At 56.2% G+C, this 15,557-nt stretch carries 12 protein-coding genes, 1 tRNA gene, 2 rRNA genes and 1 pseudogene (1 of these 16 cut by a window edge); 10 read left to right on the top strand and 6 right to left on the bottom strand.

Translation table 11 applies throughout. The features are described 5' to 3' along the window. The 3 genes from AC4ANE_RS17015 to rrf form a co-directional block, all read left to right on the top strand. A tRNA-Ala gene (locus AC4ANE_RS17015) sits at positions 1–65 on the top strand (it extends 11 nt beyond the left edge of the window). A 239-nt stretch (positions 66–304) separates the two neighbouring features. After that, a 23S ribosomal RNA gene (locus AC4ANE_RS17010) occupies positions 305–3,197 on the top strand. Between the two features lie 148 nt (positions 3,198–3,345). Then, a 5S ribosomal RNA gene (gene rrf / locus AC4ANE_RS17005) occupies positions 3,346–3,461 on the top strand. 130 nt (positions 3,462–3,591) lie between these two features. On the opposite strand, the gene queD is transcribed toward rrf, so the two are convergent. Beyond that, positions 3,592–3,948, bottom strand: a complete 357-nt coding sequence (gene queD / locus AC4ANE_RS17000) for a 6-carboxytetrahydropterin synthase QueD (protein ID WP_002554029.1) — start codon at positions 3,946–3,948, stop codon at positions 3,592–3,594. A gap of 214 nt (positions 3,949–4,162) precedes the next feature. Between queD and AC4ANE_RS16995 the strand changes: the two genes are divergently transcribed. The 7 genes and pseudogenes from AC4ANE_RS16995 to AC4ANE_RS16965 all read left to right on the top strand — a co-directional run bounded on the left by AC4ANE_RS16995 (position 4,163) and on the right by AC4ANE_RS16965 (position 9,782). Beyond that, positions 4,163–4,471 carry a PepSY domain-containing protein gene (locus tag AC4ANE_RS16995; protein ID WP_002554028.1) on the top strand — a complete coding sequence of 103 codons (309 nt, stop codon included), beginning with the start codon at positions 4,163–4,165 and terminating at the stop codon, positions 4,469–4,471. Then, positions 4,471–4,779 carry a PepSY domain-containing protein gene (locus tag AC4ANE_RS16990; protein WP_002554027.1) on the top strand — a complete coding sequence of 103 codons (309 nt, stop codon included), beginning with the start codon at positions 4,471–4,473 and terminating at the stop codon, positions 4,777–4,779. The genes AC4ANE_RS16995 and AC4ANE_RS16990 overlap by 1 nt, the downstream gene beginning before the upstream one ends. Continuing rightward, complete coding sequence (locus AC4ANE_RS16985; RefSeq protein WP_002554026.1) at positions 4,779–5,447, top strand: response regulator transcription factor; 669 nt, start codon at positions 4,779–4,781, stop codon at positions 5,445–5,447. The genes AC4ANE_RS16990 and AC4ANE_RS16985 overlap by 1 nt, the downstream gene beginning before the upstream one ends. Beyond that, complete coding sequence (locus tag AC4ANE_RS16980; protein WP_002554025.1) at positions 5,444–6,763, top strand: sensor histidine kinase; 1,320 nt, start codon at positions 5,444–5,446, stop codon at positions 6,761–6,763. The genes AC4ANE_RS16985 and AC4ANE_RS16980 overlap by 4 nt, the downstream gene beginning before the upstream one ends. Before the next feature lie 125 nt (positions 6,764–6,888). Then, a pseudogene (locus AC4ANE_RS16975) lies at positions 6,889–7,710 on the top strand (cache domain-containing protein); the annotation flags it as partial. A 15-nt stretch (positions 7,711–7,725) separates the two neighbouring features. Next, positions 7,726–8,568, top strand: coding sequence for a methyl-accepting chemotaxis protein (locus tag AC4ANE_RS16970; protein WP_370684033.1), 843 nt, complete (start codon positions 7,726–7,728; stop codon positions 8,566–8,568). A gap of 149 nt (positions 8,569–8,717) precedes the next feature. Continuing rightward, positions 8,718–9,782, top strand: coding sequence for an AI-2E family transporter (locus tag AC4ANE_RS16965; RefSeq protein WP_002554024.1), 1,065 nt, complete (start codon positions 8,718–8,720; stop codon positions 9,780–9,782). A gap of 56 nt (positions 9,783–9,838) precedes the next feature. Here the strand turns inward: AC4ANE_RS16965 and nuoN are convergent, their stop codons facing one another. Genes nuoN through nuoJ form a run of 5 tightly spaced genes read right to left on the bottom strand, consistent with a single transcriptional unit; the run spans position 9,839 to position 15,552 of the window. Beyond that, positions 9,839–11,308 (bottom strand): NADH-quinone oxidoreductase subunit NuoN, encoded by a 1,470-nt coding sequence (gene nuoN, locus AC4ANE_RS16960; RefSeq protein WP_002554023.1) that lies wholly within the window; start codon positions 11,306–11,308, stop codon positions 9,839–9,841. Between the two features lie 7 nt (positions 11,309–11,315). After that, entirely contained in the window at positions 11,316–12,848 is a 1,533-nt protein-coding gene (gene nuoM / locus AC4ANE_RS16955; protein WP_002554022.1) for an NADH-quinone oxidoreductase subunit M, read from the bottom strand. Positions 12,849–12,887: 39 nt separating this feature from the next. Next, entirely contained in the window at positions 12,888–14,741 is a 1,854-nt protein-coding gene (gene nuoL / locus AC4ANE_RS16950) for an NADH-quinone oxidoreductase subunit L (protein ID WP_031596357.1), read from the bottom strand. Further along, the gene (gene nuoK, locus AC4ANE_RS16945) at positions 14,738–15,046 is read right to left on the bottom strand and encodes an NADH-quinone oxidoreductase subunit NuoK (RefSeq protein WP_002554020.1); all 309 of its coding nucleotides are present in this window, start codon (positions 15,044–15,046) and stop codon (positions 14,738–14,740) included. Before nuoK ends, nuoL begins: the two co-directional genes overlap by 4 nt. Then, positions 15,043–15,552, bottom strand: coding sequence for an NADH-quinone oxidoreductase subunit J (nuoJ, locus tag AC4ANE_RS16940; RefSeq protein WP_002554019.1), 510 nt, complete (start codon positions 15,550–15,552; stop codon positions 15,043–15,045). Before nuoJ ends, nuoK begins: the two co-directional genes overlap by 4 nt. Positions 15,553–15,557 lie beyond the last annotated feature (5 nt).

The raw sequence follows: 15,557 nt of genomic DNA, 5'->3' as shown, positions 1-15,557 counted from the left end.
TCAGCTGGGAGAGCGCCTGCCTTGCACGCAGGAGGTCAGCGGTTCGATCCCGCTTGGCTCCACCACTTACTGCTTCTGTTTGAAAGCTTAGAAATGAGCATTCCATTGATCCTGACGATCAGTGCATGAATGTTGATTTCTAGTCTTTGATTAGATCGTTCTTTAAAAATTTGGGTATGTGATAGAAAGAAATAGACCGGGCACCTCTTTCACTGGTGTGTGTCCGGGCTAAGGTAAAGTTTGTGAATGCAAACTTTCGGCGAATGTCGTCTTCACAGTATAACCAGATTGCTTGGGGTTATATGGTCAAGTGAAGAAGCGCATACGGTGGATGCCTTGGCAGTCAGAGGCGATGAAAGACGTGGTAGCCTGCGAAAAGCTTCGGGGAGTCGGCAAACAGACTGTGATCCGGAGATGTCTGAATGGGGGAACCCAGCCATCATAAGATGGTTATCTTGTACTGAATACATAGGTGCAAGAAGCGAACCAGGGGAACTGAAACATCTAAGTACCCTGAGGAAAAGAAATCAACCGAGATTCCCTTAGTAGTGGCGAGCGAACGGGGACCAGCCCTTAAGTTGTATTGAGATTAGCGGAACGTTCTGGAAAGGACGGCCATAGTGGGTGATAGCCCTGTACGCGAAAATCCCTTTGCAATGAAATCGAGTAGGACGGGGCACGAGAAACCTTGTCTGAATATGGGGGGACCATCCTCCAAGGCTAAATACTACTGACTGACCGATAGTGAACCAGTACCGTGAGGGAAAGGCGAAAAGAACCGCGGAGAGCGGAGTGAAATAGATCCTGAAACCGTATGCGTACAAGCAGTGGGAGCCCACTTTGTTGGGTGACTGCGTACCTTTTGTATAATGGGTCAGCGACTTATTTTCAGTGGCGAGCTTAACCGAATAGGGGAGGCGTAGCGAAAGCGAGTCTTAATAGGGCGTCTAGTCGCTGGGAATAGACCCGAAACCGGGCGATCTATCCATGGGCAGGTTGAAGGTTGGGTAACACTAACTGGAGGACCGAACCGACTACCGTTGAAAAGTTAGCGGATGACCTGTGGATCGGAGTGAAAGGCTAATCAAGCTCGGAGATAGCTGGTTCTCCTCGAAAGCTATTTAGGTAGCGCCTCATGTATCACTGTAGGGGGTAGAGCACTGTTTCGGCTAGGGGGTCATCCCGACTTACCAAACCGATGCAAACTCCGAATACCTACAAGTGCCGAGCATGGGAGACACACGGCGGGTGCTAACGTCCGTCGTGAAAAGGGAAACAACCCAGACCGTCAGCTAAGGTCCCAAAGTCATGGTTAAGTGGGAAACGATGTGGGAAGGCTTAGACAGCTAGGAGGTTGGCTTAGAAGCAGCCACCCTTTAAAGAAAGCGTAATAGCTCACTAGTCGAGTCGGCCTGCGCGGAAGATGTAACGGGGCTCAAACCATGCACCGAAGCTACGGGTATCATCTTTTGATGATGCGGTAGAGGAGCGTTCTGTAAGCCTGTGAAGGTGAGTTGAGAAGCTTGCTGGAGGTATCAGAAGTGCGAATGCTGACATGAGTAACGACAATGGGTGTGAAAAACACCCACGCCGAAAGACCAAGGTTTCCTGCGCAACGTTAATCGACGCAGGGTTAGTCGGTCCCTAAGGCGAGGCTGAAAAGCGTAGTCGATGGAAAACAGGTTAATATTCCTGTACTTCTGGTTATTGCGATGGAGGGACGGAGAAGGCTAGGCCAGCCTGGCGTTGGTTGTCCAGGTTTAAGGTGGTAGGCTGAGATCTTAGGTAAATCCGGGATCTCAAGGCCGAGAGCTGATGACGAGTGTTCTTTAGAACACGAAGTGGTTGATGCCATGCTTCCAAGAAAAGCTTCTAAGCTTCAGGTAACCAGGAACCGTACCCCAAACCGACACAGGTGGTTGGGTAGAGAATACCAAGGCGCTTGAGAGAACTCGGGTGAAGGAACTAGGCAAAATGGCACCGTAACTTCGGGAGAAGGTGCGCCGGTGAGGGTGAAGCATTTACTGCGTAAGCCCACGCCGGTCGAAGATACCAGGCCGCTGCGACTGTTTATTAAAAACACAGCACTCTGCAAACACGAAAGTGGACGTATAGGGTGTGACGCCTGCCCGGTGCCGGAAGGTTAATTGATGGGGTTAGCGCAAGCGAAGCTCTTGATCGAAGCCCCGGTAAACGGCGGCCGTAACTATAACGGTCCTAAGGTAGCGAAATTCCTTGTCGGGTAAGTTCCGACCTGCACGAATGGCGTAACGATGGCGGCGCTGTCTCCACCCGAGACTCAGTGAAATTGAAATCGCTGTGAAGATGCAGTGTATCCGCGGCTAGACGGAAAGACCCCGTGAACCTTTACTATAGCTTTGCACTGGACTTTGAATTTGCTTGTGTAGGATAGGTGGGAGGCTTTGAAGCGTGGACGCCAGTCTGCGTGGAGCCAACCTTGAAATACCACCCTGGCAACTTTGAGGTTCTAACTCAGGTCCGTTATCCGGATCGAGGACAGTGTATGGTGGGTAGTTTGACTGGGGCGGTCTCCTCCTAAAGAGTAACGGAGGAGTACGAAGGTGCGCTCAGACCGGTCGGAAATCGGTCGTAGAGTATAAAGGCAAAAGCGCGCTTGACTGCGAGACAGACACGTCGAGCAGGTACGAAAGTAGGTCTTAGTGATCCGGTGGTTCTGTATGGAAGGGCCATCGCTCAACGGATAAAAGGTACTCCGGGGATAACAGGCTGATACCGCCCAAGAGTTCATATCGACGGCGGTGTTTGGCACCTCGATGTCGGCTCATCACATCCTGGGGCTGAAGCCGGTCCCAAGGGTATGGCTGTTCGCCATTTAAAGTGGTACGCGAGCTGGGTTTAGAACGTCGTGAGACAGTTCGGTCCCTATCTGCCGTGGACGTTTGAGATTTGAGAGGGGCTGCTCCTAGTACGAGAGGACCGGAGTGGACGAACCTCTGGTGTTCCGGTTGTCACGCCAGTGGCATTGCCGGGTAGCTATGTTCGGAAAAGATAACCGCTGAAAGCATCTAAGCGGGAAACTTGCCTCAAGATGAGATCTCACTGGAACCTTGAGTTCCCTAAAGGGCCGTCGAAGACTACGACGTTGATAGGTTGGGTGTGTAAGCGCTGTGAGGCGTTGAGCTAACCAATACTAATTGCCCGTGAGGCTTGACCATATAACACCCAAGCAATTTGAGTCGAAGGACCAGATTGCGGTGACTGTGAAGACGACACGAACCGAAAGTTTGCGTCACAAACGCACCGAGCTATCACATACCCGATTTGCTGAAGCGCGCCGCATGGCACGATTCGGTACCCGAATTTCTTGACGACCATAGAACATTGGAACCACCTGATCCCATCCCGAACTCAGCAGTGAAACGATGTATCGCCGATGGTAGTGTGGGGTTTCCCCATGTGAGAGTAGGTCATCGTCAAGATTAAATTCCAGAAACCCTCATCGCTTACGCGTTGAGGGTTTTTGTTTTTGAGGCACGATAAAGTCTTTTTCGTACCGTGCAGATACAAAAAAACCACCTGGTCGAGGTGGTTTTTTATTTTCCGGGAGAATCAATCCCCGCGGTATTCGCACCCGCTGGTGCAGGTCTCATGAATACGAACGGCGGACAGCTCCGGCAGCAGAGGCTTCAGCTCATCCCAGATCCATTTCGCCAGGTTTTCGCTGGTTGGATTCTCAAGGCCGGGGATGTCATTCAGGTAATTATGATCAAGGCGTTCGTACAACGGTTTGAAAATAGCCTTGATTTCCGAAAAGTCGCGGATCCAGCCTGTGTGAGGATCAACCTTGCCAGCCAGATGAATGCCGACACGAAACGAATGGCCGTGCAGACGTCCACACTTGTGACCCTCTGGTACGTGAGGGAGGCGGTGTGCTGACTCGAAGGTAAACTCTTTGAAGATTTCCACTGTGTATTGGCCCCGGAAAAATGGCGATCGCAGACGCGATAAATGCAATCGGCCAGTTTAACAGCAATGGCCTGAAACTCCATGCAGGGCTTGTGTGTGACGATTCCTTCAGATGCGATTGATGGCACTCGGCCAGATCTATTCAGTTTGAGTTAAGTTGTACGGGGTAAGGTAAACGCCATAGAAGCATCGACCGCTATGGACTCCTCCAATAATGAAAACGCTGACAACCCTGCTGGCGGCCCTGACATGTGTTCTGACTTCATGTGTCATCCAGGCGCGTGGTGTCGACCCGCATGAGGTATTGCGCCTCAGTAATGCGGGCACTCTCCAGTCTGCTGAAAAGCTCGATGCTAACGCCCTCAGCAAGCACCCTGGTGCCAGTATTCTTGATACACAGTTCAAGAATATATACGGCAGGTACGTTTACAATGTCGAGCTGCGTGACAAGCACGATATTGAGTGGGTTCTCGAAATAGACGCCGCTACGGGTCAGGTCTACAGGAATCATCAGGATAACTAATGAATGTCGACAAGCGTCTCTGTGTCATCCTTGGTTTGAGTCTGACCTGCTCTTTTGTCTATGCCAGGGATCTGAATCAGGATGAAGCGCTCAGTCTGCGGCAGCGTGGGGTGATACTGCCTCTCGAACAGTTTATCGAGCGCGCGCTGGGTCTTCATCCCGGCGCTCGCCTGCTGGAGGCTGAGCTTGAGGAAAAAAATAACATGTACGTGTATGAATTCGAGTTGCTGACCCCGCAGGGTGTTGTCCGTGAGCTCAAGTTCGATGCGCGCGATAGCCGATTGCTGAAAGACGAGGATGATGACTGATGCGCCTGCTACTGGTTGAAGACCATGTTCCTCTCGCGGATGAGTTACTCGCTGCGCTGGGACGGCAAGGCTATGCAGTCGACTGGCTGGCTGACGGTCGTGACGCGGTTTATCAAGGCGCAACCGAGCCCTACGACCTCATTGTTCTGGATCTGGGGTTGCCCGGCATGCCCGGGCTTGAGGTTCTCCAGCAATGGCGCGGCAAGGGCCTGGCTACCCCCGTACTGATTCTGACGGCACGAGGTTCGTGGTCAGAGCGTATAGAAGGCTTGAAGTCGGGGGCTGACGATTACCTGACCAAACCTTTTCATCCTGAAGAACTACAGTTGCGTATTCAGGCCCTGTTGAGGCGTTCGCACGGGCTTGCCAACCAGCCAACCCTGGAGTCTGCCGGCCTTAATCTGGATGAAGGTCGCCAGAGTGTCAGCCGGGATGGCGTTGATATCCAGCTCACGTCTGCAGAGTTTCGTCTGCTGCGCTATTTCATGCTCCACCCTGGACAGATTCTCTCCAAAAGCCATCTCTCTGAGCACTTGTACGATGGCGAAAACGAGCGTGACTCCAATGTCATCGAGGTCCATGTCAATCACCTGAGGCGCAAACTAGGCCGCGCAGTGGTCGAGACACGCCGTGGCCAAGGCTATCTGTACGGCGGAGCCGGAGGTTGAAATCCATACAACGGCGTCTGAGCCTGGGTCTTATCGCCGTTATGGTCGTTGTTGGCCTGGTGATGGCGCAGACCAGTCTCTGGCTGTTTGAAGTGGGCCTGCAGCGCTATCTGGAGTCGGGCTTACGCAACGAGAGCGAGAACCTGCTGGTGGCGCTGGTCCGAGGTCCTGCCGGGCTGCAACTGGATGACCATCGCTTGTCGGGTGCTTATCAGCGCCCGCTGTCCGGCCACTATTTCCGCATGGACTTGCCGCAGGGCCACTGGCGCTCCCGTTCTTTGTGGGATTTTGAGCTGCCGCAGCCTGGGGTGGGGTTGCACGCTAACCTTGAACTTGGCAAGACCGGGCAGTCGCTGTTGATGCTGACCAGCGAATACCGAAAGTTCGGCAAGCAGATTTCAATTACCGTCGCCCAGGATTACACGCCGGTCAGGGCGAGCTTTCGTCTCATGCAGCAGATCGGGGTTGGGCTCGGGCTCGCAGCGCTGATCCTGGTGCTGGTTTTGCAGCGCATCACTGTACGCAGGGCGCTTCGGCCTCTGGAAACCGTTCGCGAGCAGATCTTCCAGCTTCAACAGGGTCAGCGTTCGCAACTGGACAATCAGGTGCCCCTCGAGCTTGAGCCCCTTGTGGCTCAGATCAACCATCTGCTTGCGCATACTGAAGACAGCCTGAAACGCTCACGCAATGCACTGGGCAATCTGGGGCATGCCTTGAAGACACCGCTTGCGGTATTGCTCAGCCTGGCCCTCAGTGGACAGCTGGACGGCAACCCCGCACTGCGCAAGACGTTGCAGGAGCAATTGGAAAATATCCGTCTGCGTCTGGAGCGTGAACTCAATCGGGCCCGTCTTTCCGGGGACGCGCTGCCCGGAGCCCGTTTCGACTGTGATGCTGAACTGCCCGGGCTGTTTTCCACTTTGGGCATGATTCATGGTGCCCACCTTCATTTGGTCAACGATGTCGAAGCAGGCATGCATCTGCCGTGGGACCGGGAGGATATCCTCGAACTGCTGGGCAACCTTCTGGACAACGCCTGCAAGTGGGCCGACAGCGAAGTGCGTCTGAGCATTCTCAGTCAGGCTCAGGGCTTCAGCCTGCTGGTGGACGATGACGGGCCCGGTATTCCGGAGTCGCAGCGCGCAGAGGTGTTCAGCCGTGGCGCTCGCCTTGACGAGCAGATTACCGGTCATGGCCTTGGCCTGGGGATTGTGCGCGATATCGTCGAGGCCTGGGGCGGCCAACTGCAATTGCAGGAGAGCCCCGCTGGTGGCCTTCGCGTACGCATTGATCTTCCCGAGCGCACCGCTCCATAAGTTGCCAGCCTGTAACTTTCAGAGTCTTCATACAAAAAAATACGCCAGGTCTTAATGTCCGTCGGATGCCGCCGATAGCCTGACAGGTATCTCTGACTCATAAAAATAACCATAAGGCCACTCCTATGCGTCTCAGTCTGAAAGCCAAGGTTCTGTCGCTGGCAGTCCTGCCGGTTCTGATATTTGCGCTGGTGATCAGTGCCACCACGGTGTTCATGCTGCACCGGCAGGCAGAGCGCGAGGTCAGTGATACGCGAGAGCGTTTGCTCTCTGAAGCCAAGGCAACGTTGCAGAACTACGTTGCGATCGCCATGACGGCCATCAAGCCGCTTTACGAGGCTGCAGCGCCGGGTGATGAAACTGCGCGCGCTAATGCGATCAAGCTGCTTTCCTCCATCAGTTATGGCAAGGATGGTTATATCTTTGGCTATGACTCTCAGGTAATCCGGATATTCCGTAGCAACAGTCCTGATGGCGTGGGCAAGAGTTTCAATGACGCCCGCGATGCGAACGGGGTCTACATCAACCGCGAACTGGTGGCGGTCGGCAAGGCGGGCACTCACTATGTGATGTACTCCTCGGCCCTGCCTGGCAAGACTGAACCTGTGCCCAAGATTGGCTACACGGATTATCTGCCGAAGTGGGATCTGATCATCGGTTCTGCCGTCAATATAGACGGCATTGACGCTAAAGTTGCCGAAGTCAGGCAGAATGTCGAAGCGCGCCTGAAGGAAATGCTGTACAGCATTTTGGGTATCACCGTCCTGGTGCTGGTCATCATTGGCGTCATCGGGATATTGATGGCCGGCACTCTGCTACGTCCGCTCGGTTTGATGAAAAACAATCTGGATGACATCGCGGCGGGTGAAGGCGATCTGACTCGGCGTCTGGCCATTACCAGTAATGACGAGCTTGGTGATCTGGCTGGTTCGTTCAACCGGTTTGTCGACAAGATCCACGGTATGGTTCGTCAGGTCAGTGAAATGACCGGGCAACTCAATGGACTGGTCGGAGAAGTGTCATCCCAGGCACAGCGCTCGGAAACCGCCATGGACCGTCAGCGCCACGAAACAGATCAGGTGGCGACCGCAATCAATCAGATGTCGGCTGCGGCTCAAGAGGTCGCCAAGAGCGCGCAGGGTGCCTCCGTGGCTGCTCAGCAGACCGACGAGCAAGGGCACGCCGCCAAGCGCGTTGTGGACGGCAGCATCAGACAGATTCATGCGCTGGTAGACGACATCCGCAAAAGTGGCTCGTCACTGGATGTTCTGCAAAAGGACGTTTCTTCGATCGTCAGCGTACTGGGCGTCATTCGCTCTATCGCCGAACAAACCAACCTGCTCGCACTCAATGCCGCCATCGAGGCCGCGAGGGCAGGGGAAGCAGGGCGTGGTTTTGCTGTGGTTGCCGACGAGGTTCGGGCGCTGGCCAGCCGCACCCAGCAAAGCACGCAGGAAATTCAAGGGATGATCGGTCGTCTGCAGCAGGGCACTCAGGAGGCTGTTACGGCAATGCGCCGTTCCAGCGAAGCTGGCGACGGGACCTCTGCGCAAGCCAACGAAGCAGGAACATCGCTGGTGACCATAGGTGAGTTGATCGCGACGATCAATTCGATGAACGCGCAAATTGCCAGCGCAGCCGAAGAGCAAACGGCAGTTGCCGAAGAAATCAATCGCAGTGTTCATCAGATCGCAGGTGCAGTCGAAAGCGTCGCCGACGAAACCCGGCAAAGTGCACAGACCTCACGCAGCCTTGCCGAACTGGGCTCGCGCCTTGACAGTCTGGTCGGCCAGTTCCGTGTCTGATGCTTGCGTGGCAGGGGCGCTGATGTCCGCAACAGCCTGCGCCTGCCATCGCGGTCATATTGCCTTCATAGAAGATGGCACTCGTACGTTCAAGTGCTGACTAAGCTGTAGACCGGGCGCGAGGCGCGGTCTACTGACATGGACAGGACATGAACGAAACCACGTTGCAATACAAAACCCTCATTATGCTATTGGTGCTGGTCACCATTGCCTTCATATGGATTCTGCTGCCGTTTTACGGCGCAGTATTCTGGGCGGTCATTCTCGGGATCATCTTTGCGCCTGTGCAGCGCAGGTTGCAGATCAAGTTCAACTGGTCACGCAACCTTACCTCCCTGTGCACCCTGACAATCTGTCTGGTGATTGCGATTCTGCCAGTGATCGTCATCAGCGCCTTGCTGGTTCAGGAGGGCACCACGCTGTACAAGAATGTCGAGAGCGGGCAACTGGATATCGCCGGTTATCTCGCCGAGTTCAAGGACCTGCTGCCGCATTCGATCCAGGCACTGCTCGACCGACTGGGCATGGGCGATCTTGAAGGATTGCGCGACAAGATCACCAAAGGGGCAATGCAGGGCAGTCAGTATCTGGCGACTCAAGCGTTCAGCTTCGGGCAGGGCACCTTCGATTTCGTGGTGAGTGTGTTCATCATGTTGTACCTGCTGTACTTCTTCCTGCGAGATGGGCAGGAGTTGGTACGCAAGATACGTACGGCCTTTCCGTTGGGCGAACAGCAGAAGCGTCGTCTGCAACTCAAGTTCACTCGAGTGGTACGTGCCACGGTCAAGGGCAACGTCGTGGTAGCGGTAACGCAAGGTGCGCTGGGCGGTTTTATCTTCTGGGCGCTGGACATCCCGAGTGCGTTGCTGTGGGCGGTGATCATGGCCTTCCTGTCGCTGTTGCCCGCTGTAGGGGCGGGGATTGTCTGGGCGCCAGTGGCTGTCTACTTCCTGCTCAGTGGCATGATCTGGCAAGGTGTAGTGCTGGGGTTGTTCGGTGTTTTCGTGATCGGTCTGGTGGATAACGTGCTGCGTCCGATCCTGGTGGGCAAGGACACGAAAATGCCGGACTACCTGATCCTGATTTCAACGCTGGGTGGTATGTCGGTCTTTGGTCTGAACGGCTTTGTGATAGGGCCTCTGGTGGCTGCGCTGTTCATCTCCAGCTGGGGTTTGTTCAGCGGTGCCAAGAAGCCGATGAAGCTGCCGGGCTAGTTTTCCAGAGACAAAAAAAACCCTGCTGAATGGCAGGGTTTTTTGTTTCTGGATGATCAGCCTGCTACATGCAGACCGGCATTGACCACCAGATCGAGCAGCGGTTGCGGGTACACACCCAGCACGAATGTCAGGATCGCGACGGCCAGCAGCATAACGCCGCCAGTGCGCTGCGCCCAGTTGATCGCTGCATCGTGGCGTGGAAGCTTGTTGTCGACCAGATACATGGTGACCATCACTCTCAGGTAATAGAACACGCCAATGGCGCTACCGATCACCAGTGCTCCGATAAGCCACCACAGTTGCGACTCGACACCGGTGGCAATGATGTAGAACTTGCCGATGAAGCCTGCGGTAAGCGGGATACCTGCCAGCGACAGCATCATCAGGGTCATGACTGCCGTCAGGTACGGACGACGCCAGAACAGCCCGCGGTATTCGAACATCGCATCGGCATCACGTCCGCTGTAAGGCGAAGACATCATGGTGATCACACCGAAGCTGCCTAGCGAGGTCAGCACGTAAGTTGCCAGATAGACACCAATCGCCTCGACCGCCATGCCTTTGCTGGCCACCAGCGCAATCATCAGGTAACCGAAGTGGGCGATGGAGGAGTAGCCCAGCAGACGCTTGAGGTTGGTCTGAGTCAGCGCCAACAGGTTGCCGACCAGGATCGACGCTACGGCGATGACTGCCAGCACGTCATGCAGTACGCCACTGCTGGCTGCCGGTGAAATCTGGAACAGACGCACCAGCACGGCAAACACTGCCACCTTGCTGGCCGTAGCCAGGAAGGCCGCTACCGGCGCAGGAGCGCCTTCGTAGACGTCCGGTGTCCACAGGTGGAAAGGCACCAGCGACAGTTTGAATGCAAGGCCCACAACCATCATGCCCAGACCCAGGCTGGCAATCGGGCTTGGCATCCCTGTCGCGGCAATGGCTTTACCAATGCCCTCGAAGCTCAGCGAGCCGGCTTCTGCGTACAGCAGCGCCATGCCGAACAGCAGGAACGCTGAACCTGCAGCCGATAGCACCATGTACTTGATGCCGCCTTCCAGCGAACGCTTGTTGAAGAAGGCATACGCCACCAGACCGTAGACCGGCACCGACAGCAGTTCCAGGCCGATGAACAGGCCCGCCAGATGCTGAGCACTGACCAGCACCAGACCACCGGCAGCTGCCAGCAGGATCAGCAGGTAAAGCTCTTCACGATTGCCTGGATAACCTGCCTTGCCGTCACCCAGATAGGCGTGTGCCATGGTCACACAGGCCAGGGTAGAGGCAAGGATGATTGCCATGTAAAGGCAGGCAAAGTTATCGATGTGCAGCAGTGGTGTCACGACCAGTGGGGCAACTTTCAGTGCCGGATAGATCGACAGCAGGGCCAGGTTGAGACCTGCTACTGAAAGCAGGAACGTTTGCGAGTGATTGCGGCGCCATGCGATCGCCAGCATCACCACTACAACGGTGAGGCTGGTGATCAGCAGTGGCGCAAGCGCAATAAAGTGTTGAATCGTCAGGTCCATAGCGCTCTTACCGGGCCGAAGCGAGTTGAGTGAAGGCAGTGCCTAGCCATTGCTGCACGCCGTGCATGGTCGCTGCCGATGTGTCGAGGAACGGCTGCGGGAAAACCCCGAGCACGACCAGCAACACCGCAAGGCCCAGCACCATGATCATTTCACGTCCGTCCATGCCCTTCAGAACCTCGTCGGACTTCGACGGGCCGAAGTAGGCGCGGTGGATCATGATCAGCGAGTAGACAGAGCCGAACACCAGGCCGGAGGTAGCGATCGCCGTGATCCATGGTGAGCTGGCGAAGCTGCCCAGCAGAATCAGGAACTCACCTACGAAGTTACCAGTGCCCGGCAGACCCAGAGAGGCGGCGGCAAAGAACAGGCTGATGGCCGGGATGTAGGCGATACGCGACCACAGGCCGCCCATCTCGCGCATGTCACGAGTATGCAGGCGCTCGTACAGCTGACCACTGAGAATGAACAGTGCCGCAGCCGACAGGCCGTGGGCGATCATCTGGATCAGTACGCCTTGCAGCGCTTGCTGGCTGCCGGAGTAGATGCCGATCAGTACAAAGCCCATGTGCGAGACGCTGGAGAACGCGATCAGGCGCTTGATATCGGTCTGGGCAAACGCCAGGAAAGCGCCGTAGAAGATACCGACCAGGCCCAGCGTCATTGCAATCGGTGCGAACTCGGCCGATGCGTTGGGGAACAGCGGAAGGGCAAAGCGCAGCAGACCGTAAGCCGCCGTCTTCAGCAGGATACCCGCCAGGTCGACGGAGCCTGCAGTCGGTGCCTGGGCATGCGCATCCGGCAGCCAGGAGTGCAACGGCACCACCGGCAGCTTCACGGCAAAGGCAATAAAGAAGCCCAGCATCAGGATATATTCGGTACCCGGTGCCAGTTTGGTCTTCAGCAGGTCGGCGTAGGCAAAGGTGATCACGCCGGTCTGATTGAAGTGCACCAGCACCAGACCCAGGATCGCCACCAGCATGATCAGGCCGCTGGCCTGAGTGAAGATGAAGAACTTGGTGGCTGCGTAGATACGGGTTTTCTTCCCATCCGAAGAACTGTGACCCCAGAGCGCGATGAGGAAATACATCGGCACCAGCATCATTTCCCAGAAGAAGAAGAACATGAACAGGTCGATGGCCAGGAACACGCCGACCACACCGCCCAGAATCCACATCAGGTTCAGGTGGAAGAAGCCTACCTTGCGCTGGATTTCCTTCCACGAGCACAGTACCGACAACACGCCGAGCAGGCCGGTCAGCAGGATCATCAGCAAAGACAGGCCATCGAGTGCCAGATGCACGTCGATGCCGAAGCGGGTGATCCACGGGTGGTGGAATTCCAGGGTCCAGGTCGGATCGGCACCCGGCACCGGCGCGTAGCCGAAGTTGCCGGTAGCCCACAGCCAGAGGCCGAGAACCAGTTCCAGGGTCATTGTCAGCAACGCAATCCAGCGCGGCAGGGTAGAGCCGAAGCGCTCACCTAGCCAGCACAGCAGGCCGCCTATGAAGGGGATCAGGATTAGCCAGGGCAGAATCATGACGGGCTCAATTCCTTTCGCAAATTCGCAAGGTTCATATCAGATCGCAACCAGAACGACGGCACCGAGTACCAGAACGGCACCCACGGCGATCGAGGCAGCATACCAACGCAACTGGCCGGTCTCGGTGCGGCTCATGATGTCATGACCGCCTTTGACCAGACGTGGGATCAAGCCGATGGTGCGGTCGAACGGATCACTACGCAGTACATGGCTGATTGCCAGATACGGCTTGACGAACAGCTTGTCGTAGATCCAGTCGAAGCCCCATGCCGCGAACCACCAGGCCGAGAGGAAACGGCCCGGAGCGCTGTTGGCGATAGCCGTCGCCAGGCGGCGCTTGCCGAGAAACAGCAGCGCTGCCAGCAGGATACCGGCCAGGGCGATGGCGCCAGAGGCGATTTCCAGACTGTGTTTGGCTTCGCCACCGGCATGGCCGACGCTCTGCGGTAGAACACCTGCCAGTGGCGGGGTGATCAGCGCGCCAATGAACGTCGACAGCACGATCAGTACCGACAGCGGCAACCAGTGAGCAATACCGTGACCTGCGTGTGCTTCGGTCTTGGCTTCACCGTGGAACGCGATGAAGATCAGACGGAAGGTGTACAGCGACGTCATGAACGCGCCCACCAGACCGGCATACAACAGGCCATTGTTACCGCTGGCGAATGCTTCCCAGAGAATTTCATCCTTCGAGTAGAAGCCTGCCGTCAACAGCGGCAGGGCAGCCAGTGCTGCACCGCCGACGATGAAGCTGGCGTAGGCCAATGGCAGTTTCTTCCACAGGCCGCCCATCTTGAAGATGTTCTGCTCGTGATGGCACGCAACGATCACCGCACCGGAAGCAAGGAACAGCAGCGCCTTGAAGAAGGCGTGTGTCATCAGGTGGAAAATCGCGCCTTCCCATGCGCCTACGCCCAATGCCAGGAACATGTAGCCGATCTGGCTCATGGTCGAGTAGGCGAGGATACGCTTGATGTCGGTCTGTACCAGCGCTGCGAAACCCGCCAGAACCAGCGTGACGCCGCCGACAATGCCTACCAGATGCAGTATGTCCGGTGCCAGTGCGAACAGGCCGTGAGTCCGCGCGATCAGGTAAACGCCCGCGGTAACCATGGTTGCTGCGTGGATCAGTGCCGAAACCGGTGTAGGACCGGCCATCGCATCTGCCAGCCAGGTTTGCAGTGGCAGTTGTGCCGATTTACCGACAGCACCACCCAGCAGCATCAAGGTCGCCAGCACAATCCAGAAATCGCCGACCTTGAAGTGTTCCGGCGCCCGGACCAGCAGTTCCTGCACATTGAGCGTGCCCAATTGCTGGAACAGGATGAACAGCCCGATAGCCATGAATACGTCACCGATACGGGTGACGATGAACGCTTTGAGCGCTGCATTTCCGTTGTTGCGGTTGCTGTAATAGAAACCGATCAACAGGTAGCTGCACAGGCCCACGCCTTCCCAACCGAAGTAGATGAACAACAGGTTGTCGCCCAGGATCAGGAACAGCATGCTGGCAATGAACAGGTTGGTGTAGGAGAAGAAGCGCGAGTAGCCCGCCTCACCGCGCATGTACCAGGATGCGAACAGGTGGATCAGGAAGCCGACACCAACCACTACGCCCAGCATCGTGACGGACAGACCGTCCAGATACAGCGCGAAGTTGGGCTGGAAGCCATCAACGTCCATCCAGCGCCACAGCACCTGGGTGTAGTGACCACCTTCCGGCGGTGCCACGTTGAACTGCCAGATGACCCAGGCCGTGACGATGGCTGAAAGGCCGATAGAGCCGACGCCAATGAGCGCCGCAAGGTTTTCCGATATGCGCCCACGAGAGAACGACAGCAGCAGAAAACCGATGAGGGGAAATATGAAAGTCAGAAAGAGAAGATTCATCCGCGCATCTCGCTGGCAGCATCGATATCGAGAGTGTGGAAGCGGCGATACAGTTGCATCAGGATCGCCAGGCCGATACTGGCCTCGGCTGCCGCAAGGCTGATCACCAGGATGAACATGACCTGCCCATCCGGTTGAGCCCAACGACTGCCGGCAACTACGAACGCCAGTGCAGAGGCGTTCATCATGATTTCCAGGCTCATCAACACGAAGAGAATGTTACGGCGCACCATCAGGCCGACCAGACCCAGGCAGAACAGGACCCCGGCGACCGCCAGACCGTGCTCAAGAGGGATAGCATTCATTGGCTTGGCTCCTTGGCCTCGTTGCGGCCCAGATGGAATGCCGTGACGGCTGCAGCAAGCAGCAGCATCGAGGCAAGTTCCACCACCAGCAGATAAGGCCCGAACAGGCTGATGCCGACCGCCTTGGCGTCGACTGTGGTGTGACTGATTGCAGCGCCAGTCTGATTGGCGAACAGTACGTACAGCAACTCGGCCAGCAACAGCGTGCCGAGAATCACCGGACCAATCCAGATGCCGGGTTTGAGCCATGCACGCTCCTGCTGAACCGAGGCTGGGCCGAGGTTCAGCATCATCACCACAAACACGAACAGGACCATGATCGCGCCCGCATAGGCAATGACTTCCAGCACACCGGCAAACGGCGCACCGAGGCTGAAAAAAGTCATGGCCACAGCGATCAGCGAGATGATCAGGTAGAGCAGGGCATGCACCGGATTCGTGTTGGTGATCACCCGCAGGGTGGACACAACAGCGATACCGGATGCGAAGTAGAAAGCGAATTCCATCTTTA

The organism is Pseudomonas sp. Pme6b (assembly GCF_058129925.1).
Note: the sequence above shows the minus strand (reverse complement) of the source record. Positions and strands in the feature narration are given on the sequence as shown.

Bases quoted from the DNA above. Each gene is read 5' to 3' on its own strand.
- AC4ANE_RS16995 (WP_002554028.1), top strand. From the start codon at position 4,163: ATGAAAACGCTGACAACCCTGCTGGCGGCCCTGACATGTGTTCTGACT.
- AC4ANE_RS16990 (WP_002554027.1), top strand. From the start codon at position 4,471: ATGAATGTCGACAAGCGTCTCTGTGTCATCCTTGGTTTGAGTCTGACC.
- AC4ANE_RS16985 (WP_002554026.1), top strand. From the start codon at position 4,779: ATGCGCCTGCTACTGGTTGAAGACCATGTTCCTCTCGCGGATGAGTTA.
- AC4ANE_RS16970 (WP_370684033.1), top strand. From the start codon at position 7,726: ATGGTTCGTCAGGTCAGTGAAATGACCGGGCAACTCAATGGACTGGTC.
- AC4ANE_RS16965 (WP_002554024.1), top strand. From the start codon at position 8,718: ATGAACGAAACCACGTTGCAATACAAAACCCTCATTATGCTATTGGTG.
- nuoN (WP_002554023.1), bottom strand. From the start codon at position 11,308: ATGGACCTGACGATTCAACACTTTATTGCGCTTGCGCCACTGCTGATC.
- nuoM (WP_002554022.1), bottom strand. From the start codon at position 12,848: ATGATTCTGCCCTGGCTAATCCTGATCCCCTTCATAGGCGGCCTGCTG.
- nuoL (WP_031596357.1), bottom strand. From the start codon at position 14,741: ATGAATCTTCTCTTTCTGACTTTCATATTTCCCCTCATCGGTTTTCTG.
- nuoK (WP_002554020.1), bottom strand. From the start codon at position 15,046: ATGAATGCTATCCCTCTTGAGCACGGTCTGGCGGTCGCCGGGGTCCTG.
- nuoJ (WP_002554019.1), bottom strand. From the start codon at position 15,552: ATGGAATTCGCTTTCTACTTCGCATCCGGTATCGCTGTTGTGTCCACC.